Annotated in this window: 24 protein-coding genes; 13 read left to right on the forward strand and 11 right to left on the reverse strand. The window is 48.0% G+C overall.

The features are described from left to right. Positions 1 to 61: 61 nt before the first annotated feature. The gene (gyrA, locus tag NC997_RS22140) at positions 62 to 2,593 is read right to left on the reverse strand and encodes a DNA topoisomerase (ATP-hydrolyzing) subunit A (RefSeq protein ID WP_190525005.1); all 2,532 of its coding nucleotides are present in this window, start codon (positions 2,591 to 2,593) and stop codon (positions 62 to 64) included. Positions 2,594 to 2,758: 165 nt separating this feature from the next. On the opposite strand from gyrA, the gene NC997_RS22145 reads away from it, so the two are divergent. Then, positions 2,759 to 3,154: a response regulator gene (locus tag NC997_RS22145; protein ID WP_190413592.1), complete on the forward strand. Its 396-nt coding sequence runs from the start codon at positions 2,759 to 2,761 to the stop codon at positions 3,152 to 3,154. A gap of 238 nt (positions 3,155 to 3,392) precedes the next feature. Here the strand turns inward: NC997_RS22145 and NC997_RS22150 are convergent, their stop codons facing one another. Then, positions 3,393 to 3,563 (reverse strand): hypothetical protein, encoded by a 171-nt coding sequence (locus NC997_RS22150; protein WP_190525007.1) that lies wholly within the window; start codon positions 3,561 to 3,563, stop codon positions 3,393 to 3,395. Positions 3,564 to 3,729: 166 nt separating this feature from the next. Between NC997_RS22150 and NC997_RS22155 the strand changes: the two genes are divergently transcribed. Together NC997_RS22155 and NC997_RS22160 are read left to right on the forward strand one after the other, a co-directional pair. Next, entirely contained in the window at positions 3,730 to 4,128 is a 399-nt protein-coding gene (locus NC997_RS22155) for a response regulator (protein ID WP_190413779.1), read from the forward strand. A 213-nt stretch (positions 4,129 to 4,341) separates the two neighbouring features. Beyond that, positions 4,342 to 4,509, forward strand: a complete 168-nt coding sequence (locus NC997_RS22160; RefSeq protein ID WP_348257826.1) for a hypothetical protein — start codon at positions 4,342 to 4,344, stop codon at positions 4,507 to 4,509. Here NC997_RS22160 and NC997_RS22165 read toward each other — a convergent pair. Further along, positions 4,492 to 4,839: a hypothetical protein gene (locus tag NC997_RS22165; RefSeq protein ID WP_190525009.1), complete on the reverse strand. Its 348-nt coding sequence runs from the start codon at positions 4,837 to 4,839 to the stop codon at positions 4,492 to 4,494. The two genes, NC997_RS22160 and NC997_RS22165, sit on opposite strands and share 18 nt — an antisense overlap. Before the next feature lie 213 nt (positions 4,840 to 5,052). Here NC997_RS22165 and NC997_RS22170 point away from each other — a divergent pair, with 213 nt between their 5' ends. Next, entirely contained in the window at positions 5,053 to 5,982 is a 930-nt protein-coding gene (locus tag NC997_RS22170; protein ID WP_190525011.1) for a DMT family transporter, read from the forward strand. A 221-nt stretch (positions 5,983 to 6,203) separates the two neighbouring features. Here the strand turns inward: NC997_RS22170 and NC997_RS22175 are convergent, their stop codons facing one another. Together NC997_RS22175 and NC997_RS22180 are read right to left on the reverse strand one after the other, a co-directional pair. After that, positions 6,204 to 6,386 (reverse strand): hypothetical protein, encoded by a 183-nt coding sequence (locus NC997_RS22175; protein ID WP_190413584.1) that lies wholly within the window; start codon positions 6,384 to 6,386, stop codon positions 6,204 to 6,206. Positions 6,387 to 6,527: 141 nt separating this feature from the next. Continuing rightward, positions 6,528 to 7,442 (reverse strand): LysR family transcriptional regulator, encoded by a 915-nt coding sequence (locus NC997_RS22180; RefSeq protein WP_190525013.1) that lies wholly within the window; start codon positions 7,440 to 7,442, stop codon positions 6,528 to 6,530. Positions 7,443 to 7,843: 401 nt separating this feature from the next. Between NC997_RS22180 and NC997_RS22185 the strand changes: the two genes are divergently transcribed. Next, positions 7,844 to 8,146, forward strand: coding sequence for a hypothetical protein (locus tag NC997_RS22185; RefSeq protein ID WP_199306041.1), 303 nt, complete (start codon positions 7,844 to 7,846; stop codon positions 8,144 to 8,146). 196 nt (positions 8,147 to 8,342) lie between these two features. On the opposite strand, the gene NC997_RS22190 is transcribed toward NC997_RS22185, so the two are convergent. Next, the gene (locus NC997_RS22190) at positions 8,343 to 8,549 is read right to left on the reverse strand and encodes a hypothetical protein (protein WP_190429256.1); all 207 of its coding nucleotides are present in this window, start codon (positions 8,547 to 8,549) and stop codon (positions 8,343 to 8,345) included. A gap of 33 nt (positions 8,550 to 8,582) precedes the next feature. Then, positions 8,583 to 9,245 (reverse strand): class I SAM-dependent methyltransferase, encoded by a 663-nt coding sequence (locus NC997_RS22195; RefSeq protein ID WP_190525015.1) that lies wholly within the window; start codon positions 9,243 to 9,245, stop codon positions 8,583 to 8,585. An 86-nt stretch (positions 9,246 to 9,331) separates the two neighbouring features. Here NC997_RS22195 and NC997_RS22200 point away from each other — a divergent pair, with 86 nt between their 5' ends. Then, positions 9,332 to 9,739 carry a hypothetical protein gene (locus NC997_RS22200; protein ID WP_190525017.1) on the forward strand — a complete coding sequence of 136 codons (408 nt, stop codon included), beginning with the start codon at positions 9,332 to 9,334 and terminating at the stop codon, positions 9,737 to 9,739. A gap of 121 nt (positions 9,740 to 9,860) precedes the next feature. Here the strand turns inward: NC997_RS22200 and NC997_RS22205 are convergent, their stop codons facing one another. Next, positions 9,861 to 10,235, reverse strand: a complete 375-nt coding sequence (locus NC997_RS22205) for a hypothetical protein (RefSeq protein WP_199306042.1) — start codon at positions 10,233 to 10,235, stop codon at positions 9,861 to 9,863. Between the two features lie 142 nt (positions 10,236 to 10,377). Between NC997_RS22205 and NC997_RS22210 the strand changes: the two genes are divergently transcribed. Then, positions 10,378 to 11,148 (forward strand): hypothetical protein, encoded by a 771-nt coding sequence (locus tag NC997_RS22210; protein WP_190525048.1) that lies wholly within the window; start codon positions 10,378 to 10,380, stop codon positions 11,146 to 11,148. Between the two features lie 359 nt (positions 11,149 to 11,507). Here the strand turns inward: NC997_RS22210 and NC997_RS22215 are convergent, their stop codons facing one another. Then, entirely contained in the window at positions 11,508 to 12,845 is a 1,338-nt protein-coding gene (locus NC997_RS22215; RefSeq protein WP_190428696.1) for an N-acetylmuramoyl-L-alanine amidase, read from the reverse strand. Between the two features lie 208 nt (positions 12,846 to 13,053). On the opposite strand from NC997_RS22215, the gene pgl reads away from it, so the two are divergent. From pgl to trpA, 6 genes are all read left to right on the forward strand, one after another. Beyond that, complete coding sequence (gene pgl / locus NC997_RS22220; protein ID WP_190525019.1) at positions 13,054 to 13,779, forward strand: 6-phosphogluconolactonase; 726 nt, start codon at positions 13,054 to 13,056, stop codon at positions 13,777 to 13,779. Between the two features lie 110 nt (positions 13,780 to 13,889). Next, a complete protein-coding gene (locus NC997_RS22225) occupies positions 13,890 to 14,669 on the forward strand; it encodes an FHA domain-containing protein (protein ID WP_190525021.1) in 780 nt (259 codons plus the stop codon). A 464-nt stretch (positions 14,670 to 15,133) separates the two neighbouring features. Next, complete coding sequence (locus tag NC997_RS22230) at positions 15,134 to 15,625, forward strand: FHA domain-containing protein (protein WP_190525022.1); 492 nt, start codon at positions 15,134 to 15,136, stop codon at positions 15,623 to 15,625. A 904-nt stretch (positions 15,626 to 16,529) separates the two neighbouring features. Beyond that, positions 16,530 to 16,742 carry an NAD(P)H-quinone oxidoreductase subunit L gene (gene ndhL / locus NC997_RS22235; RefSeq protein ID WP_190413562.1) on the forward strand — a complete coding sequence of 71 codons (213 nt, stop codon included), beginning with the start codon at positions 16,530 to 16,532 and terminating at the stop codon, positions 16,740 to 16,742. Positions 16,743 to 16,766: 24 nt separating this feature from the next. After that, complete coding sequence (locus NC997_RS22240; RefSeq protein WP_190413560.1) at positions 16,767 to 17,078, forward strand: DUF3007 family protein; 312 nt, start codon at positions 16,767 to 16,769, stop codon at positions 17,076 to 17,078. A 148-nt stretch (positions 17,079 to 17,226) separates the two neighbouring features. Continuing rightward, positions 17,227 to 18,024, forward strand: coding sequence for a tryptophan synthase subunit alpha (trpA, locus tag NC997_RS22245; protein WP_190525024.1), 798 nt, complete (start codon positions 17,227 to 17,229; stop codon positions 18,022 to 18,024). A 94-nt stretch (positions 18,025 to 18,118) separates the two neighbouring features. On the opposite strand, the gene cheB is transcribed toward trpA, so the two are convergent. Together cheB and NC997_RS22255 are read right to left on the reverse strand one after the other, a co-directional pair. Further along, positions 18,119 to 19,171, reverse strand: a complete 1,053-nt coding sequence (cheB, locus tag NC997_RS22250) for a chemotaxis-specific protein-glutamate methyltransferase CheB (RefSeq protein ID WP_190413777.1) — start codon at positions 19,169 to 19,171, stop codon at positions 18,119 to 18,121. Positions 19,172 to 19,225: 54 nt separating this feature from the next. Continuing rightward, complete coding sequence (locus NC997_RS22255) at positions 19,226 to 21,766, reverse strand: hybrid sensor histidine kinase/response regulator (protein WP_190525050.1); 2,541 nt, start codon at positions 21,764 to 21,766, stop codon at positions 19,226 to 19,228. Positions 21,767 to 21,790: the final 24 nt, after the last annotated feature.

Here is a 21,790-nt window from a genome sequence, read left to right on the forward strand (position 1 = left end):
GAAAAGAATTAATGGCTTTGAGTTCGGGATTCATCGTTCTCAATAAATCCCGAACGCCGAACTACGAACAAAGGACGACAGTAATAATTTTTTCGTCCGGGTTTAATTCCAGGATGCGATCGCCTGTTCCATCTTTCCCTCGCAACTGCACTGAATTTACTGGCATTCGCACCACTCGCTGGGCGCTTGTCAGAAGGACGATCTGAGACTTTGCTGGAGCCGCGACCATCGCTGCCAAAGCATCTGTTTTGCTGGTAAAATGCAGTGCCTGAGTGCCAAGGTCGCCAAGATTTGCCAGTCGGATTGTACTCATCGGCAGGCGTTTGGCATACCCCAACTGGGAAACGATTAAAATATTCTCATCATCCCCCAGCGTTAAGGCTCCTACCAGTTGCTCGGAACGCCGCAGCCGCATTGCCTGCACCCCCATCGTCGTGCGTCCCATCAAGGGTAGATGATCGTCGTTGACTTGAAGCCGCAGCAAACGTCCGCCCCCAGTCGCCAAAACGAGCTGTTCGCCGGTTTTAGCCAGATTGACGTACTTTAACCGATCGTCTTCTTTCAGTTTCATGAGCGTGATGCCGCGACTGGTAAGGTTAGCCAGTTCTACCAGAGGCAGGCGCTTGATTCTCCCCTGTTCGCTAAGCAAAATTAGATCGGCACTTTGCGGATTTTCAGGCAGAAAAAAGTTGGAGACAATCGTTTCTGCCGCAGTTTGAGCTGAGTTGGACAGCAAGCCGATTAGCGGCGTTCCCCGCGATTGCTTCCCGGTTGGCGGAATCTCACCCACCTTGACGGGGTAAGCTTTGCCGCCGCTGCTGAGTACGACTAACTCGGCTTGGGTGCTAGTCACCTGAGTTTTGACGATAAAATCATCTGGACGACTGCTGCTATCGCCTTTTCCAGACGCGGATTTATTTCCATTTTTAGGGATGCGCCGGACATATCCGCGCTGGGTAAACTCCAAAACTGCCTCTTCTTCTAAGTGTTCAGGAGTCAGGAGTGCGGCTTGAGTAGATTTGGCTTCTGACTTGTGACTTTTGTCTTTTGAGTCGGGTTTTTTCTCTGTTGGCTGAGTCTTTAATTCTTTCGCTTCAGTTAGGATCTTGCTACGGCGCGGATCGGTGAATTTGCGTTTGAGCGATCGCAAATCTTTTTTCAAGGCTTTCAGGAGTTCGCGGCGATCGCTTAGCAACAGTTGCAACAGATGAATTCTCTCTGACAACTCGTTAAACTCACCTTGTAAGTTTTGCCGTTCCAAGCCAGTGAGGCGTCGCAAGGGCATTGACAAAATAGCATCCGCCTGAACCTCACTGATATTCAACCGTTCTTGTAGCCTTAACTTGGCGGTGCTGCCATCGGCAGCATTCCGGAGAATTTCAATCACTGCATCCAACTCGGCTAAAGATGCCAGCAACCCTTCCACAATGTGAATGCGTCTTTCTGCCTCACCCAATTCGTAGGTATATTGCCGCGTCAGCGTCTGTTCTCGGAACTTGAGAAATTCCTCTAACAGCTGGCGCAACGTGAGCTGACGCGGCTGCCCATCTACCAATGCCAACAGGATCGCGCCAAAATTGGTACACAGCGCTGTTTGTCTATAGAGTTGATCGAGGACATGGTGAGGATTGGTGTCTCGTTTCAATTCCACCACCACGCGCATTCCTTCGCGATCGCTTTCATCCCGCAGATCCGCGATGCCTTCGATTCGACCCTGATTGACCAGTTCCGCTACCTTCTCAATCCAACCCGCCTTATTCACCTGAAAAGGCAATTCCGTCACCACAATTGCCGTCCGCTTGTGCCGTCCCCGAGTTGCCGCAATTTCCTCAATCTGGGCGACTCCCCGCACGGTGATGCTACCGCGACCCGTGCTGTAAGCTTCCCGAATTCCCTCTGTCCCGACAATTTCGCCCCCCGTCGGGAAATCTGGCCCCGGAACTAGCTTCCATAGCTTCCCGTCTGGGAGATCGGGTTGATCGATTAGGGCAATTAAACCATCCACGACCTCACCCAAGTTGTGCGGCGGCACATTCGTTGCCATGCCGACGGCAATTCCGGCGCACCCGTTGAGTAATAACACCGGCAGCTGAGCTGGCAGTACGGTTGGTTCTTGTTGGGAATTGTCAAAGTTGCCGATGAAATCAACTGTGGCTTCGCCAATTTCACTCAGAAGCGCTTCATGACTAATTGCAGCCAGTCGCGTTTCCGTGTAACGCATCGCCGCAGGTGGGTCATTATCCACCGAGCCAAAGTTACCATGACCGCCGAGGAGGGGATAGCGGCTGGAAAATTCTTGCACCAGACGCACTAAGGCGTCATAAACCGCCTGGTCGCCATGTGGGTGATATTTGCCCAAAACATCCCCAACCACCCTCGCACACTTGCGGTAGGGGCGGTCTGGCGTCAGTCCGAGTTCGTGCATGGCATACAAAATCCGCCGATGCACCGGCTTTAAACCGTCGCGGACATCGGGTAATGCACGCCCGACGATCACACTCATGGCATATTCAAGGTAAGACCGTTGCATCTCCGCGTGTAAAGGCGTGGGGATGATCTGTCCGGTTGCCAAAAGGTTCAGTTGTTTCGCCATGAGTTTTATTCCCTAGTTCCTGAAAACGTAAAATTTTTTTGCATCTTGAGGTTGATGACCGATCGCGTCACAAATGGCAACGTGACAAAGAACCTTTCACAGTAGTATGGAACCGCAGCTATGACCACGACTCTTCCAAAGAGCGCCATTGAAAGGAAAAACTCGATGAAAACCGTTTTGATTGTAGAAGACGATCCGATTAATGCTCGGGTTTTTTCTAAGATTCTGAGCAAGCGGGGCGGTTTGGCAGTTAAGCATACCGAAAACGTGGAAGAGGTGATGCAAATTGCCCAATCCGGTGAGGCTGACATTATTTTGATGGATGTTTCCCTGGCCCATAGTGTTTACCAGGGTAAGTCGGTTGATGGCATAAAAATCACGCAGATGTTGAAGGCTGACCCGCAAACTGCTAGTTTGCCTATTATCCTGGTTACGGCTCATGCGATGGAGGGCGATCGCGAAAATTTCCTCAAACAGAGTGGTGCCGATGCCTATATTTCTAAACCAGTTGTCGATCATCAACTGTTTGTGGATCAAATCAAGGCATTGTTGCCACAATAATACTTTTATGTTCCAAGGGTAGGGCGGGCATTGACCGCCCTGAGTTGTAAAATTCAATGTCTTCCATTTGGAGTGTGAAGGCGCTCTTGTGGCTTTTTACCTTTCAGCCTTTGCCCTCTTCTGTTGCCACCAGTTTAGTACATTTGTATTATTTAAGGAATCCTGGTGGATGGTTTCTTTAGTTCGCGTGACTCGCATCCCCCGACAACTCTGGCAAAGTGACATGAGGGACGTGGCATTAATCCCACAAACTGGGATTTAAACGGTTGCGGACGTTGGGTAAGGCACGTCCGGCGATCGCGCTCATGGCATATTTAATGGCGTATTCAAAATATGATGGTTGCATCTTTGCGTGTAATCCTGTAGGGACAAACCGTCCGGTCGAAGGTCGGTTCAGTTTTTTTATCATAAGTTTTATTTCCTATTTATTAACAGCAATAAAAAATTTGCATCTTGCAATTGATGGCAAATTAAGCGATAAATTTTAAGGTGACAAAGAAATTTTCATAATCGTATTGAAACAAAAAACAATGACGACGACCCTAGAAAAAAACGCTGTTGAAGGGAAAAATTCGATGAAAACCGTTTTGATTGTAGAAGACGATCCGATTAATGTTCGGGTTTTCTCTAAAATCCTGACAAAGCGAGCCGGTTTGCAAGTGAAACATACTGAAAATGTAGAAGAAGTAATCCAAATTGCCCAAGCTAGGGAGGTTGACATTATTTTGATGGATGTTTCCTTAACAAACAGTTTTTACCAGGGTAAATCGGTTGATGGCATAAAAATTACCCAACTATTAAAAGCTAACCCGCAAACTGCCGCTCTACCGATTATTCTGGTGACAGCTAATGCGATGGAAGGCGATCGCGAAAATTTCCTCCAGCAAAGTGGTGCCGACGAATACATTTCTAAACCAGTTGTCGATCATCAACTGTTTGTGGAGCAAATCATGGCACTGATACCACAAAAGTAGTTTTGATGTTGATACGGTAGTGCAAACTTCATGCAGGCGTGTTGCAAAGCTCTTATTTCAAAACTCTTTGTGACGGCTGTGCCCAAAACTTCGGCTCGCAGGTCTTGTATTCAGTTAGGTAAAACCTAGTTTAGTACACTTGTATTCTTTCAGAAATAGTAGAGGCAGAAATAGTAGAGGGGTAGCATTTTTGCGGCTGCCCAATCGTTTCTCATGTTAGAGTGCGATCGCGTAACGTCTAGGCTTTCTTCGCTGTTTCTCCTGAATGCCTTAATGATGCAACCTTTATTGGCATTGCTGCAAGCAGTTAGCGCGAGTAATACCGACTCGCGCCTACGTCTAGGTGAGATGATGCTGAATCAATTAAAAATTTTGACTTAATAAGGAGTCAAACTCCGCCTGTAATGCCTTTATATCGGCAACTCTGGCGACTAACAAATTCTCTTTGCCAGCATCCTTAAGACGCTTATTCCAATATTGGATATTTTCAGAATTATTCAGCCAAAAGTCTACCATCGTATGCAGAATCTCTTCTAAATTCCAGCCTCGCTTGGGTGGAACCGCTTCGACGGATTCCAGAAAAGCATCCAGCGTGCATTTAGGACTTCCTAGGTATTCGGCTCTGTGTGGATCTGTTTGAATAATTTCCTGTTGATGGTTAAAGAAATAAAGAATGGGAGATACCCCTAAAATTTCAAAGGTATAGTTCATCGCAGTCTCCTCAAAATTCTCTTTCTTGCTGAATCCTACCAATTGTTAAAGAATAGTATGGTTACATTGCTAACATCTTTGGCATCCGGCTTAAGTAAATTTATACAATGTTTGATAAGCGAGAAATATCCGCCAGAAGAAGTGTGCAGCCTGAACTGAGGAGTATGCCCTTCGGTAAAATTTACATCAGAATGACCGATTCAAAAAACAGGAATGATATTTTTAACAAATTTTTTTAATTGGATTACAAATTTTAAAGGAGAACTGGCGGCACTCAGTGCCGCCTTTTTATGGGCGATCGCTTCGCTGGTTTACAGCCGCTTGGGACGGCAAATCCCACCCCTAGAACTGAATTTGTTTAAAGGGATAATTGCGATCGCGTTCCTTGTCCTCACCCTACTTTTGCAAGGACAGCTACTACCTGAAATCAACCCCACTGCACTAACATTGCTGCTACTCAGTGGTGTCCTCGGCATTGGATTGGGAGATACGGCTTATTTTGCAGCCATCAACTGCCTGGGTGCAAGGCGTACCTTGATATTAGAAACCCTAGCACCCCCCTTAACAGCCGTGTTAGCGCTAGTCTTTTTACAAGAACAACTGACGGCTGCTGCTTGGTGCGGCATTTTATTAACCATTTTGGGCGTCGTCTGGGTGGTGACGGAACGAGTGCCTAATTCCACCGCTGAAAGCAAGCATCTGACGATGCGGGGAATTAGTTGGGGTTTACTGGCAGCAGTAGCACAGGCAACAGGTGCCGTCCTCTCGCGGACAGCCCTCATCCAATCGAGTATCAGCCCCTTGTGGAGTACCTTGGTGCGCTTGGGGGCAGGGGTTCTGGTGCTACTGCTGTGGAAGTTGCTGGGACAGCGTCAAGTCAACGGCTGGCTTAAACCGTTGCAGTCTTGGCGCATTGTAGGAGTCATTGCCATAACCGCTTTTTTCAGCACCTATCTCGGCATCTGGTTGCAACAAATTTCTCTGAAATTCGCCCCCGCAGGAATTGCCCAAACCCTAAGTTCTACTAGCCCTTTGTTTGTCTTGCCTCTAGCGGTTTGGATGGGTGATGTTGTCAGTTTTCGAGCTATTTTAGGCGTTTTAGTTGCCTTGGGCGGTGTCGCAGTGTTATTTAGCCTTCGGTAGCGATTTGGTGGGGAAGTGCCTTGAACAGAAAATTGCGATCGCACTATTACACCAGTAGTTTTAGAAAGGGAGATTGCTTAATTAATAAAGTTTGAGGCTATGCTTAACCCCTAAAAACATAGCGCCTACTTCAGAAGTAGACGCTCTCAAGAGAGGACTTTTTAACCCAGTTCTATCACTTTGTCAGAAGCCGCAATAATTTGCGATCGGCAGTAGATAGACTAAATTGTTGTATTTTCCCGATCCATCTGGCGCTCAATCGTTTCGATCGCAGCGTTAAGTCCCGCCAATCTTGCCTCTAGATCGTTTCGCATCCATTTCAGGAACCGAAGTCTGCGTTCCTGATAATCTCTACCGGAAACTGGTTGAGATCCCCAACAGGTACTACCCCAAAACGGAAACATAGCGTTCATCCTTAATGTAAGTCTACTTTCATCTTGACCAAATTTTTTGGCAGTAAGGTGGCTGAGAGTGCAGTGATTACCGTATCTCCAACAAAAAGAGCGCCTTTGTGATTTGCGATCGCGCTCTCTCCTTAACTTCAATTAAACCGCTGCTTTAGCCGCAAAGCGTCCTGTATTCCGGATAGCATCTAGAAATGCATAGACGGCTGGAGTATGAAGGGCATTTGCGAGAACCGCTACCCCAATTACTCGCTCTAGAGGTGCTGGCAGGCTGCACACGCGCACCCCAGTGGGTACAGGTTCGGCAGCCAGACGAGGGAGAATTGCTGCCCCTAAACCCTGCTCCACCATGCTGACGATAGTTGAATCTTCTTTGATTTCATAAGCAATGTTGAGCGGGTATTCTGCGATTACCAAGTATTTGCGAATCCACTCATTGCAGGGAATGCCGGAACTAATAATCAAAGGATATGTGGCTAACTGCTTCCAAGTAACTTTGGCACTACTTAAATTAGTTGTAGGCGGGAGTAGGAGAACGTAATCATCTCGTAAGATTTCCCAAGTTTCAAATTCATTACCAGCAGGTAAGTAGATAAAGCCAATATCGGCATAACCTGCACGTAAAGCGTCTCCTACCCGCGAGTAGTCATCACCATCAACGATGCTTACGGTGATATTCGGGAAGCAAGCGCGAAATCGAGCGATCGCTGTCGGGAGTATATGAGTCGCTACACTCCGAAAACAGGCAACCCGCACGTTTCCACCCTGTAAGCCTTTTTCTAAATTGGCTTCCTTCTCCATTGCTTCCAAAAGCTGTAGCAATTTACGAGCATGAGCCGTAACCCTCTCTCCAACTGGGGTGAGACGCGCTCCATAACGCCCGCGAGCCAGCAAGACGACTCCCAATTCTTCTTCAAAACTTGCGATCGCATGACTGATTGCTGACTGCGATACCTCCAACTGCAAGGCGGCTTCGCTGAAGTTGCCGTAGTCTGCCACTGCGACTAAAGCACGAATCTGGGAAAGCTTCATCCGGCTTTTATTGATTTCATTCATGGCGGTTATGCAAGCGGTGTATGCATTGTCGCAAACGCAGTCAAATCATTTCTTCTTTTTTATATATGAATTTTATTCATACTAGCTATACAAATATTGCTTTGTCTATCAAATAACCAAAAGTTACATTGAATTTGTCAGCGAATTTAGGTTGTGCAATCTAGATTTATTGGTTGAATTAGTCGGGATTTTACAAGTTATTCTCTAGTTCCACATCACCCATTCAGGTGATTCTACTGGAGGAAGTAAACTTCTAATCTTCAACTTTACTCTGTAATTAACCTTCATCAGTTGCGGCGGAATCAATATTGATAACTGCTGCAAGCAAATAAGTTTGTCTACCTTACTTTTTTGCAGCACAATCTGAAATTTATTCTATTTTGAAGCGGGAGAAATTTATTATGGAAACTTCTGAGAATTGTTTTGATAAAAAAAGATTAGAAACTATTTACACCCAAAAGGAACAGAAGCCTGTTCAGGAGATTAAAGTATCTTCTATTCTAAATAGTGTTTGGCAGCATTTAGTTAAATTCTTGACTCAAGAGCCAGAGATAAAAGTTTGGAAGAAGTCCGACCGCTTTGGAAATATCTGGTGGGAAGCTTACGATCCTTTCAGCGGTAGCTCTGCAATTTTTGGATGTGAAGTTGATATGCTGGGATGGATTGAAACAAGATACCACGGGAACAATAAGTCAATGTTTTAAAGAAAAGCAAAACATTGGAATCCGGGGACTTTTATCTTCCAGCTAGATTTTCTGGGGAAGCGCTTTTAAAGCGAAACAAAAAGAGTAACACACCAGGAAAATATTCTCAACGTATTGCACAACCCCTAGCTAATGCTGGGGGTTTTTGGTGGAAGAGAGCGCTCCCTCTCACTCCAACTAAATTTATTTCTGGCGGTTATGAATCGTCTTCAATTCCCATCGTCAAATCTAGAGTCGCACGAGCAACAGCGGCGTGTTCTTCTGCAATATCGGGAGGAGGAGTGGTGATATTTTCGTTTTGACCTTCGACTAGCAGCTTAGGTTTATCGTCCTCTTCCGGTTTCAGAGTAGAGTTATCTAGATTAGCTTGCTCATTTTGGGGAGTCAGTTTCTCATCTGTCATAAGCGTTCTTTTTGCGAAGTATCTTCGATTTCCTTATCGCTTAACCGCTAAGGTCAATCCATCTGCTATGGGGACGAGACTGATAGAAACTCGTTCGTCGCGGTGCAATTTTTCGTTCAAAGCTCGGATATTCTGGGTACTGTTATCCCGATCTTGAGGAGCGGCAACTCGTCCACTCCACAAGACATTATCGATGGCAATTAAACCACCGGGACGCACCAGCTGGAGCGATCGCTCATAATACCCGTCATAATTACTCTTATCAGCATCGATGAACGCAAAATCAAACGTTTGTGCCTCCCCCTGTGCCAATAGCCGATCCAGTGTTTCCAGCGCCGGTGCGATTCGCAGATCGATCTTGTCCGCCACCCCAGCTTCCTGCCAATAGCGCCGCGCTACCGAGGTAAACTCTTCACTGACATCGCAAGCAATAATCTTGCCGTCTGGGGGAAGTGCCAAAGCCACGCACAAAGAACTGTAGCCAGTAAATACGCCCACTTCCAGGGTTTTCTTTGCCCCAATTAGCTGAACCAACAGCGCCATAAATTGCCCTTGTTCTGGGGAAATCTGCATCCTGGCGTAGGGATGATTTGCCGTTTCTTCCCGCAGACGGCGAAGAATCTCTGGTTCTCGCAAGGATGAAGAAAGTAGGTAATCGTAAAGCTGGTCATCTAACCCTAGGGCCTTTTTTGACATGATGGATTTAGAACTCGAAGAACGCACACAGCCTATCCTATCGTTCTGGTTGTGATACGTAGGAAATAGAGGAGAAGTTAAACGCCATGCTGCGAATTATTTTGACAGTGATTTTGCTGGGACTGCTGACAGCTTGCGGCATTGGTGTACCCGCACCAGGTGGTCAACTGGTACAGAAAGCGATCGCGCTTCAAGTCAGCCAAACCCAAAAGCAGCTGAGTCAGCAGTTATTCCAGCAACCCTCTAGCTTTGAAATCGCTCAAATACGAGTGACTCACGAGGAACCTTTGTTGATTCAAAAGTTACCTGCCTACCACATCCAAGGCACCTACAACTTTACCCTGCAACGTCCTAACCATCAGGTAACTCAACAACAAAACCACTTTGATATCTACTTGCAACGCCAAATCGAAGGTAAAACATGGCGTCTGGCAATCCCTCAATCTACTAGCACAAACACTGAACCGACTTGGCGCACTTGGTTGATTCAATAAACTGATTTTGAGCCATCAATATTTAATAAATTTCTGTTTATCCGGTCCCATCGTTTTCTGCAATAACAAAAAAACCAAATGCTTCAATTAACGCTTCCATACAGCCTGTACTGCCATAGGGCTAGGCGTAAGAGTAAAATTCAAGCCTAGCTTTATCCGCAGAAATCATCCGACAGGCAGTTAGTTGGTACTCACCATCTTTGAAGGCATAAATCATAGACTCAAAATCCCACGGAGTTCCTAGGCTAGGGTCAGTCCACCTCTGTTCCACAGGAGTGGCAAACCAGCGACGGTAATGTTCAACCCGTTCGTCTTCAGTAGGCCACCAAAAATGGGATAATGCTTCATCATCAAAAAAGGTCAGCCAATCTTTGTCATCGCGCCATAAATTTGCATCTTTGTCTTTCTTAATCTCATAAAAAACTCGACAAAGGGCATCGAATCGGTCCCGCTTATTTACTTGAAACTTCACAAATTCACCAATCTCATCCTTCATTTTCTTTCCTTCGCGTTCTTTGCGTCTTCGCGGTTAAAAAATCCAACTCATGTGAAAGTTGCCAAACTATCACAAACCGCTCTATTACCGCAGCTATCTCCAGCCACGATTGAGGCAATTCCTTCAGGCAGAGATGACTGAGATGTATTTCAACTTTATTGGTTTCAGCGTGGGATTAGTGGTTTTAGTGCTGGTCGCTTTTGGTGTAGTGCAAGGCTTAAATGTACCAGCAGGTAATTTTATCGATTGGGTAATTGGTGCGGCGAGTTTTTGGTGGCTGCTGGTGATTGTGACAGTTCCGTGGAATATCCACTTTGACGCGAAAGAAGTCATCGCAGAAGCAGCACTGTCAACCGAAAAGGGAATTGCGATTGATGAGAAACAAGTTAAGTATGCCAAAGCGCTCGCAAATCGGTCATTTTGGGTAGCGATCGCGCTCCATTTTCTCTCTGCTGCCGGTCTTTATACGCTAGCTGTAACCGGCATCAGTGCCGTTGGATACGTCAGTTCCGGTGCCGCTTTACTATTAACGGCTTTGCGTCCCGCCGTGCGAACCTACGAATATTTAGCCGCCCGGTTGTCGATGATTCGCCAAGAATTTCAGTATCCCCGCCAAGATATTTGGGAACTGCGTAGCCGCTTTGATAATTTAGAGTATGCCGTCAGGCAATTAGAAGCGCAAATGAATCCTGAAGATCCATATTCTTTTGTCGCCACTCAACAGCGGTCAGGCGATGAAACTCGCAAAGAATTAGCCCGCGTGAATACCACAATCGAAGAACTGCGAGCCACAAACCAAGCCGATCACGAGCGCTTATCCAGAGAAGCGAAAAATGCGATCGCTCAACTCAGCGCAGATGGGCAATTTCTCGACCACGTCCGCGAAATTATCCGCTTTTTCAAAACCGCCTAATCAGATGAGAGGGAGAGGGCTGAGGACTGAGGACTGAGGGCTGAGGGCTGAGGGCTAAGGGTGAGGACTGAGAAGGGGGAGAGGTTTGAGGGCGAGTAGAAGCACGCGAGATATGAAACAGTAAGAGAGTTGAAGTTAACTTATTGCGCCCAAGGCTAAAGTGTTGAATCTGGAGTTCTGTTGTCTCTCCCTTATACCTTGTTAATACCTGTCCCTTGTTAATACCTCAGCCCTCAGCTCCTCATTCACGCCCCTATCTAGGGGTTTTTTGTGAACTGGAGCCTCTCCCCTCCTCAGCCCTCAGTCCTCAGCCCTCAGTCCTCAGTCCTCTCCCCTCTCCCCTCTCCCCTACTCAGTCCTTACAAGAATCCCGCTGACTCATACAGCCTTCTGAGAGTTGCCTCAATCTTAGTCCCGTACTGCGGATCTGCTGCCCACCGTCCGCTCAACTGAGAAATCAGCGGCGCGACGCCCCGCGTCACAAAGCGAAAGCGCGGATCGACCAGTTCCTGCACCAAAGGCTCTAAACTCGCGTAAGCTTTCAAGTGTTGGATATGGGCGCGGACGCCTATTCTGGCGCTGGGGAAGGTCGCACTCTCAGAAGCTCCGCCGATCGATCCCAAAGCGGCAAAATTATTTTGGCTGGGCTTAATGTCACCCCCAAAGCGCAAAAAGCCGGTTTCTACACACATTTGACAGAAGGCAATGTCATAGTTGACGCCCTCAATTGTGGCTTCTTCCCGGTAAAGTTTGGGTAAGTCGGGAAACTGGGCGAGGGCGTTCTCGTTATTGGCTTTGAGGAACATAATCATCTGTACCTCAGAGGTATTTCCATATCCCATAATCCGATCTAGTTGACCGGGACAGATGGGTAAAATGGAGCGCAAAGACAGGGTGCGGGTGGCGCTATCCCAACCAACCGAGATATTAAAAGGTCGAAGTTCAATGGCTTTGACATAGACGACACCTCGGTAGGACACGCGGCGGACTGAGGTGTTATTTGTCAAGTCAATTGCGAGCCTGTCCACTAGGTCAATAGGGATGTAGGCGTTGCTATTGATGAGAACACCCTTCTCCCCATAGACCTGGTTATTAATGTTGATATTGATGGAAGGATAGGTGGGGGAAGTGCCAGGATCGGGGGTGGGAGTACCGCCTCGGCTCCAAGATGCCAATCCGTCTGCAATTCCTAGCGCGATGTCGCGGCGGCGATTCTGAATTAAGAATCGGTCATCTGGGTTAGTGAGATAGCCAACTTCCATCAGCAGGGAGGGAATAAAAGTGTCGCGGCAGAAGCTCAAACGTCCAACGCCAGTGGCAGTGTCTGGCTTGACTCCCCGGCTGGGCAGTTGGGGAACGCGGCGCAACAGCGCCAAAAGTAGCAGTTCGGCATTCTGCTTGCGTTCCTCGTTGCTGGAAATGTAGAAGACCGTAGCGCCACGAGTCGCCGGGTTAGAATAGGCATCGGCATGGATTTCTAGCGCCACGTCGCCGCTCCGAGAGCGGGCGTTGATCCAGGAAATCGACTGCGTTGAGTTCTGATCGTCTGGGACAGAAAGAACTTCAAAACCCCGCGATCGCAGTTCGGGTACAATCTGGTCGCGCAGCAGAATCATCTCTTGAGCCTCTGTGGTGCCACCTGCTTGCCCTCCTGGCTCTCCAGCACCATGACCGGCTGAAATAAAAATTCGTCCCATCTTGAAGGATTCCCCCAGCGCTAAAAGTAATCTATATTAATCAACCACGATAAGGATTTCCGGGTGCTACGGCTAGTCCAACTTAACGCTTCCTGTGTGAGAACAGCGAATAAATTGTTCCAGACACATATATTAATGGGTACTAAGAAGAAGAAACTGTAAGATTTTCGGTATGGTAGAGCTGGAAATCATCAATTCATCCCTATAGATGAACAAAATCGTTGAAGTCTTACCAGATAAAACGGCGCTGATTGAGCGATCGCTCCAAGTGTGCGTTGAGCAAATTCACGCCGCAATCGAACAGCGATCGCTCTGTACTATCGCCTTGTCCGGTGGCAGCACCCCCAAGCCGCTGTATGAAGCGATCGCGACCCAAAATCTGCCTTGGGATAAAATTCACATATTTTGGGGCGACGAACGCTACGTGCCGCCAGACCATCCCGATAGTAACCAAGGGATGGCGCGGAGTGCATGGCTGGATAAAGTAAATATCCCAGCCGCCAACATCCACCCCATGCCAACCGATGAAGCCGATCCATCTGTTGCAGCGGATAAGCACGAACAACATATCAGGGAGTTTTTTCAAGTTCAACCCGGTGAATTTCCAGCGTTCGATCTCATTTTGTTAGGGATAGGAGACGACGGACACACAGCTTCTCTGTTTCCCCACACAGAAGCATTGAATGTACGCGATCGCCTGATTACCGTCGGCAACAAAGATGGGCAACCCCGGATCACCTTCACGGCACCCCTAATTAACCATGCTCGGTGTGTCATATTTGTGGTTGCCGGTGCGAGTAAACGACCTGCTCTCGCTCAGGTTTTTGCTCCTACCGCTGACGACCAAACCTATCCCAGTCGGTTAATCCAGCCCCAAGGCGAACTTTGGTGGCTTTTTGATGAGGCTGCCGGTCTTGAATTAAGCCGGTCTTGAACTAGCCGGTCTTAAACTAAAAAGTTAAGACGCCTCGCCATTCAGACTATATTTGAATTTCCACCTTCCACTCCCATCTCTAGGAGGGATACAGCCTGCAAGGAGGTTTTATGATTGTCTGCCCGAATTGCAATCACCAAAATCCTGATGGAGCAGCCCAGTGTGAGGCTTGCTACACCCCCTTACCCGCCACCACCGCTTGTCCCAACTGTGGCGCACCCGTCCAAACCGACGCTACCTTCTGCGGTCAGTGTGGTTCTAACCTGCGACCGAGCAGTCCAGGTGAGGTAGGGGCATCGACAGGACTAGACCCGTTCCCCGGCGTACCGGACTTAATGGCACCCGATCCGCTGGTGGCACCCGATCCTTTAGTGGCTAGCCCTCAATCATCAATGCCCAGCTCTAGCCCGGATGTACCCGCTCCGGTGGCACCCGTTCCAGCTACAGTGGTCAGTCAGCCACCCGCACAGGAGCAAGCAAGCGTTACCCCCCCGGCGGCTTCTAGCAGCACTCCACCCTCGTCCGCAGCAACTTCTGGTAGCTCAAAAACGCAGCTACAGCAGCAGAATGCCCGTTTGCTGCACGTCCAAACGGATACGATGATTGAATTGCCAGCACAACTGTCGGTGATTCACATCGGCAAGCCAAACGACCAGATTCCACCTGATATTGATGTTTCAGGATTCCCCAATTCCGAGATTGTTTCTCGGATTCATGCGGATATCCGTGTGGAGGGAGACGCCTTCTACATAGAAGACGTTGGGAGTGCGAATGGCACCTACATTAACCATAACCCCCTGCCTAGCGGCAATCGGCACCGTTTAAGAACCGGCGATCGCATTGGCCTAGGCAAAGGCGACAAGATGACCTTCTTGTTCCAACTCTCTTAATCCCAGAGGCTGTTCGATGCGATCGCAAAGCCTGAAAAGCCTGCTGCATCGCCTCTTGGGGTGAGGGGTCATGGCAATTGCAGACTGTTTTTTTAAGTGATAGGCTTGAGGGAAACAATTCGGCATCGGACTCAGGTTTATGTAAATTCCACAGTTATATAAACCTGTGATGGGAGAAATTGGGAATCCCGGCGAATCAATTCGGGGGATACACCGACTTGACCCCCTCATGATACGATGCCATTGGTAACACCCGTGGGTGCCTTGGAACTAAAAACGCGAAACCCAGGTGGAACGAGGTCAAAAGGGTTTACAATTCCATCTGCCCACGTTCTACCCATTCGCGGTCTGACTCCAGTCATTGGGGGATTCATTTCAATTCATTGAATGGAGGAAGTCACGTCAGTTGACAGTGTTACGAGTCCCAAGCCTAGAGACGGAAATCTTTAGAATATGTAACATCGGTGATTACCCTGACCCTGCTGCATCCTATCCAATCTATACCAGTTCAGAATTGGACTTTTGAACCCGAATCAGTAGTAATTCGGATTGGACGGTCAACCGAGAATGATGTCATTCTTTACAGTGCGGTTGTTTCTCGACACCACGTCGAGATTCGGCGTAGTGGTTCCGATTGGGAAGTTGTTAGTTTAGGTGCCAACGGCACCTATCTCGATGGAAAACGCATCGACCAAGTGCCGGTGGTCGATGGGATGATTATTCGCCTCGCCAGCTCCGGCCCCCAAATTCAAATTCGGATTGGCTCGGCAGAAACTAAGGCAAGGCTAAATACGGTTACAGGTAAGCAATCGGTCACTCGAAAGTCTGAAGAGAAATCCAGAGATAGAGAGACTTTCATAGATGCCCGTTCGCTTGAACCAGATGAAAAGAATCAACCAAACGTGAAGCTGGTTGCTGCTTTGGAAAATCTTGGTAAATCTAAAAAATTACCCTAGGGTTGCCAAGATTTTGTCCTGGGTCTTTACCATCGCAATTCAAGGGTTGTGTGGAATATATCCGTAGGGGCATGGCAATTAAAAAGCCCCTACTTAATGGGCGCGGTTAAAACGTAGAGCCGCGATATCTTCCACTCAACTTAAGAAACGCTATAAACGGTATTGAGCTAGCAATAAGCGAAAATACCAGTAAAATGCCTATCTCACCATAATGCTATCTCTCAGACAGCAACGGATTGCCGATCTGGAGATAGCATTGATTTTGGCTTGAATTGAAATGGGGGCAGAGGGACTTGAACCCTCACGACCTTTTACGGTCAACGGATTTTCATTCTCTCGCAGCTTTCGCTACTGTCTTTTACGACTTTGAGAATTGGACTCTCCCTTTACCCTCGGCTTGACGTTAGGGTAGCTCCCGTCGAGTCTCTGCACCTTCCAAAGAGTTTTGAAGTTTGGTTTTTGAGTTTTGAGTTTTAAATTCACTCAGTCCTCAGTCCTCAATCTTCAAGCACTGGCTTTGGCTTGGCTCAGGATTGCCATGTCTGTTGCCAGATTTAGGTTTCCCTGAATTTGAGAGCCGTCACTTGACAGATTTCTCCATCAAGGCTCAGTTTTCTAAGTCCGTAGCGTCTGCCATTCCGCCATGCCCCCCCGATGGGGAGAAGTGTCGTTACGTATCTTCTACAAAACTAACTTCATTGTCTATTGCACCATTAAATGGGGACTTTATGCAACTATTCCTTTAGTAGTCTCACTAATTAAGCGGCTGATTCCAGCAAACGGTAAAATATGGACAGTTCGTCGGGTGTCTAAACGGATAGTTCTCTGTTGGGAGACTTTTTGTGTTGATGTCCGCGCCGGGACGCCGGTACTCGCGCTCGTTCTTCTACCGCCAGAAAAAATTATGATGGTTGCGATATTGTATCTAGTTTTGAGTGGAGCCTACCTGGTAGTGATTCCCTTCGCCCTGTATGCCTACCTGCAACAGCGTTGGTATGTGGCTAGCTCCTTTGAACGGAGTTTCATGTATTTCCTGGTTTTCTTTTTCTTCCCAGGTTTGTTGCTCCTCAGCCCATTTTTGAATTTTCGACCCAAGCGGCGGCAAGTTCAGAGTTAAAGTTTGTCGTTGGGTAAGCGCTAAATGCGACGAATTGACATCATTGGAATTGGCATCGGCGTCTTTGCCGCCGGTGGAATTGTGTATTTGCTGTTGCTGGTGGCTGGGCTAGATAGCCTGGAAGCGGGGATTTGGAGTCAAGTTTTCCTAGTGGGCGGGTTGGTTGGCTGGCTGCTGACCTACCTGTTCCGAGTCGGAACGAAACGGATGACCTATAACCAGCAGCTCAAAGACTATGAAGAAGCCGTTTTACAAAAGCGACTGGAAGAATTGACGCCAGAAGAACTGGCTCAGCTGCAAGCTGAAATCGAACGGGAAAACAAATTAAAAAAATAGCTGATAGCCGTTAGCGGTCAGGTGTGTAGGGGCACGGTAATGCTGTGCCCGTATAAGAGCCTGTAGTTTCTTGTTTGCCCCTGACTGCTGATCCGTGAATTGCTAACGCCCGAAGTGCCACTGACCACTGACCACTGATTTTTGACAAATGACTTCAATTTCCGAGTGCTTTGAGTCTCTCGCGCGTCGCTCTGAATGTGCCTTAATTCCCTTTATCACAGCGGGAGATCCGGATCTGGAGACCACGGCTAAGGCGTTAAAAGTTCTTGATGCCGCCGGTGCTGACATGATTGAACTGGGCGTTCCCTATTCAGATCCGTTGGCAGATGGACCTACGATTCAAGCTGCCGCGACTCGCGCCTTGCAACGGGGAACCCGCTTGGAACAGGTAATAGAGATGGTATCCGGGGTTAGCAAAGAGGTGCGATCGCCTATCGTCCTATTTACCTACTACAACCCGATTCTAAACCGAGGCATTGAAACGTTCTTCAAGCAGATTGCGAATGCTGGGGTGCGGGGATTGGTCGTGCCAGATTTGCCATTGGAGGAGTCTTCCAACCTGCTGGAAACTGCTGCCAGTATGGGAATTGATGTAATTTTATTGGTCGCGCCTACCAGTTCTCCAGAGCGAATAGAAGCGATCGCGCGTCAGTCTCAGGGATTCATTTACTTGGTGAGTGTCACTGGCGTAACGGGAATGCGCTCTGGACTGGACTCGCGGGTGCAAGATATCCTCAAGCAGATCCGAAGCGTTACGGATAAGCCCATTGGCATTGGGTTTGGCATCTCCGAGCCAGAACACGCCCGTCAGGTGAAAGACTGGGGGGCAGATGCTGCAATTGTCGGGAGTGCCTTGGTGAAACGTTTGGCAGAAGGAACACCCGAACAGGGACTCGATGCGATCGCTGAGTTTTGCCGGAGTTTGAAAACGGCGATTACAACCTAACCCCGTTTGTCAAGTAGTGAGTTTTAAGTGATGAGTTTTTTAATTCAAAACTCATCACTTAAAATTTTTGTCCGCCCAATTACCGATTAAATAACTAATCGCCACCCCTGATTTTGGCGAGTAACATGGGCGCGATCTCGGTGACGGGCAAAACATACTGTGCTGCACCGAGGGCGATCGCTTCTTTTGGCATTCCAAACACCACACAGCTTTTCTCATCTTGGGCAATGGTAATGCCACCGGCACGAGCGATCGCTTCCATCCCTTCCGCACCGTCTCTACCCATCCCAGTCAACAATATCCCCACCGCTCCTTGACCGTAGAAACTCGCCACCGACTTAAAAGTAACCGTGACAGAGGGGCGATGTCCCCCCACTGGCGGGGCGGCAGAATGACAAAATCTGCCTTGAGTATCCAATTCTAAATGCAGCCGTTCCGGTGGAAAATAAATCGTTCCCGCTTTTGGTATTTCCCCAGCACGGGCAATTTTGACGGGCAAACGACATTCCAACCCTAACCAATCCACCATTCCCTGCAAAAACCCCTCGCTGATGTGTTGAATACAAATCACTGGGAGGGGGAAATTCGCTGGCAGATGGATAAGAATGTTGTATAAAGCTTGCGGCCCTCCAGTAGACGCGCCAATTGCCACGATTTTGGATTTTTGATGGGGGATTTTAGATGGGGAATTTATCGTCGAAAATTTAAAATCCAAAACTGGCTTCTTCCGATACTGGGTAAAGACACTCACGCCAGACAGGATTTTAATCTTGCCGATTAACTCCTGTTTTACTAACTCATAATCCGATCCCGCACCACCACGAGGCTTGGGAAAAATATCCACTGCCCCCGCCTCTAAAAGCCGGAAAACATTTTGCTTATCCTCTTCCTGTACCGAAGTGCTAATCACCAGAATCGGACGAGGATAAGTTGCCATAACCTCAGAGATAAATTCCAGACCGTCCATCTGTGGCATATGTAGGTCTGTGCAAATCACCTGTGGCGAACAAGAAGGAATCAATGCCAATGCTTCCCGACCCGTTTGAGCCATTCCCACCACTTCAATTTCTGGTGAGGATGACAGAATCCGTTTCAGCACTGCCATTGCAATCGCAGAATCGTCTACTAATAAAACTCGAATTGGCATTTTGTTCATTGCTAATTGCTAATTATTCAAAAGCCATTAGCGATTAGCGATTAACTACACAAGTCTTCTTAAGGTTTCTAATAATATTTCTTGGTTAAAAGTGCCTTTGGTAATGTAAGCATTCGCACCAGCTTCTGCACCTCTGCGTTTATCTTCATCTGAAGCCAGAGATGTCACCAGAATGATTGGAATTTCATTATATTCCTTATTCTGGCGAATCTTTGCAGCAAAACCCAGACCGTCCAAATTCGGCATTTGCACATCGGAAATCACTGCATCAAAAGAACGAGTTTTAAGTTTGTTGAAACCGTCCAATCCGTCCACTGCTGTTACCACTTCATAACCCGCACCTTCCAGAATGCGTTTTTCTTGAGTGCGAATGGCAATGGAATCTTCTGTCAACAAGATTACGGGTTTTCTGGTCTCTTCTGTAATGGGTGCAAACGATTTTCCAAGCGGGTTTCGTTTTCGCACAGATTTAATTAAATCTGAAGGATTTAGAATCATGCAAACTTCCCCGGTACCGAGGATAGTTGCGCCAACTACATTGCGAACTCGCTTAAGTAATTTACTTTGAGATTTGAGTACCACATCCTGTTGATCTACCCAGCCATCAACGAATAGTCCCAGTTGGTCATCTCCCACTTTCAAAATAATGCAGGGCAGTTGTTCTAAATCGGTAGAAGTCGTTCGTTGTCCGTTGCTACTGGCGACTGGAAATTCCAGCAAATCTGCCAGTCGCGCGACGGAAACCGGGTGTCCATTCACAACGATGGTTTCTCTGCCTTCAATCGTAAAAATTTGATTCTGGGAAATCAACCGCATTGTTTGCACAAACTCCACTGGAAGGGCGTAAGCTTTTCCGCTCACTTCCACAATCAGTACCGGCGCGGTTGCCAGGGTCGTGCCTAAACAGAGCCGAAGCGTGCAGCCTTTTCCAGGTGTTGATTCAACCTCAATGCTGCCTTTGAGACGTTCTACATTGGTGCGAACCACGTCTAACCCTACGCCTCTGCCTGAAACCTCGGTCACAAAAGTCCGCGTTGAGAAACCAGGGGCAAAAATCAACGAGTGAATTTGAGCCGGTGTCATGGCTGCAAGTTCTTCTTCCCGGCAGAGTCCGCGTTTGAGAGCTGTCTGCTTAATCTTTTCGATGTCTAATCCTTGCCCATCATCCTTAATGGCGATCGCAATATTTGTGGCAGTTTGGTAGCTTTTGATCTGAATAGTAGCGGTACGCGGCTTTCCCTGCGCTTCCCGCTCTGCTGGTGTCTCAATACCATGATCGACGCAGTTGCGAAGGATATGCATCAAGGGGTCTTTCATTTCTTCCAAGATGCGCTTGTCCGCTTTGGTTTCGCCGCCTTCAATGACCAGATTGACTTCTTTATTTTGCTGTCTGGCTAAATCCCGTACCATCCGGGGAAATAACTGAAAAATGGTGGATAGGGGCAACAGGCGGAGAGTGCGAATGCCTTCTTCCAAGTCACCGGCAATGGTGTCCAGTCTGGCGGTATCTTCATAGATGGCATCTCTTAACTGGTTGATCAGAACTCCCAGGCGCTCATCGAAGTCCTGTAGAGGCTGGCTTCCCCCGTTCATACTGTAGGAGTGTCCCCCCAACGGCGCTGTAGAGATGGGGTCTCTCCGCCCGTTCTGAGGGGAAGCAGTGAAACTTACCGCTTGCCTGTCACCTGTTATCTTTTCTTTGTGTAGGCTCAGGGCTGAAGTTTTCTGCACGCTTAGACGGCTCGACTCCTCCCATAGCGTCACGATTTCCTCAATTTCAGCGAGTCGATGGGCAATGCGGATTTTGGTAACGGTGAGTTCGCCTGCTTGGGTCAGCAATGCATCAAGATTGCGGGTTTCGACGCGAATCGTTTCAATGCGGTAGGGTTCGCCGAGGGCAACGGGGGGGGAGTTTGGGTGTTGAGAGCCGTTGTGCGAAAAGTTGGGTGGACTGTCCTTACTGTTGGGAGCATCAGGGGCAGGTTTGACACCCACCTCCACTGGTGTGAGGGATGCGGGTGTTTGGAGAAATGTTGTCTGTAATACTTCTATGTTGGCGGATGTTTCGGGCAGTTCGGAAGTTATATCCGGGGAAAGGGTTTCTTGCTCAATTGCTTCCTCATGTTCTGGCTGAACTGCTTCCTCATGTTCTGGCTGAACGCCTTCTTGGTCTAAATAATTCTGATTATTCTGATTCGCTGGAGTTGTAAATTCAGCTCCCATCATGTGGGCGAGGACGAGAAAGGTGTTGATACCTGTGGGTTCCCCGGTGACGGCTTCGCAGACCAGTTTGCGAATGGCATCTAAGCCTTGATAGAGGCGATCGCATATTGCAGATACCAGTTGTGTCTCGCCACGTTTGACACCTCCCAAAATATGTTCCAGCTGATGGGTGAGAGTTTCCACATCGCGCACGCCCAGCATTCGAGCATCACCTTTGAGACTGTGGGCTTCCCGCAATAATTCTTCTAGTCGAGCTTCGTCGTTGGGGTACTTTTCTAAATGCAGCAACCCATCATCAAGTTTCTGCAAATGTTCTTCGCTGGCAATTTTGAATAAATCTCGGAGTTCGTCGTCTTCTATCATCATGGTTAACTGAGAAGCTTTTAG

The sequence above is a fragment of the Trichocoleus sp. DQ-A2 genome (genome assembly GCF_039961915.1).
In the GTDB taxonomy this organism is placed as follows: Bacteria; Cyanobacteriota; Cyanobacteriia; order Cyanobacteriales; family FACHB-T130; genus FACHB-T130.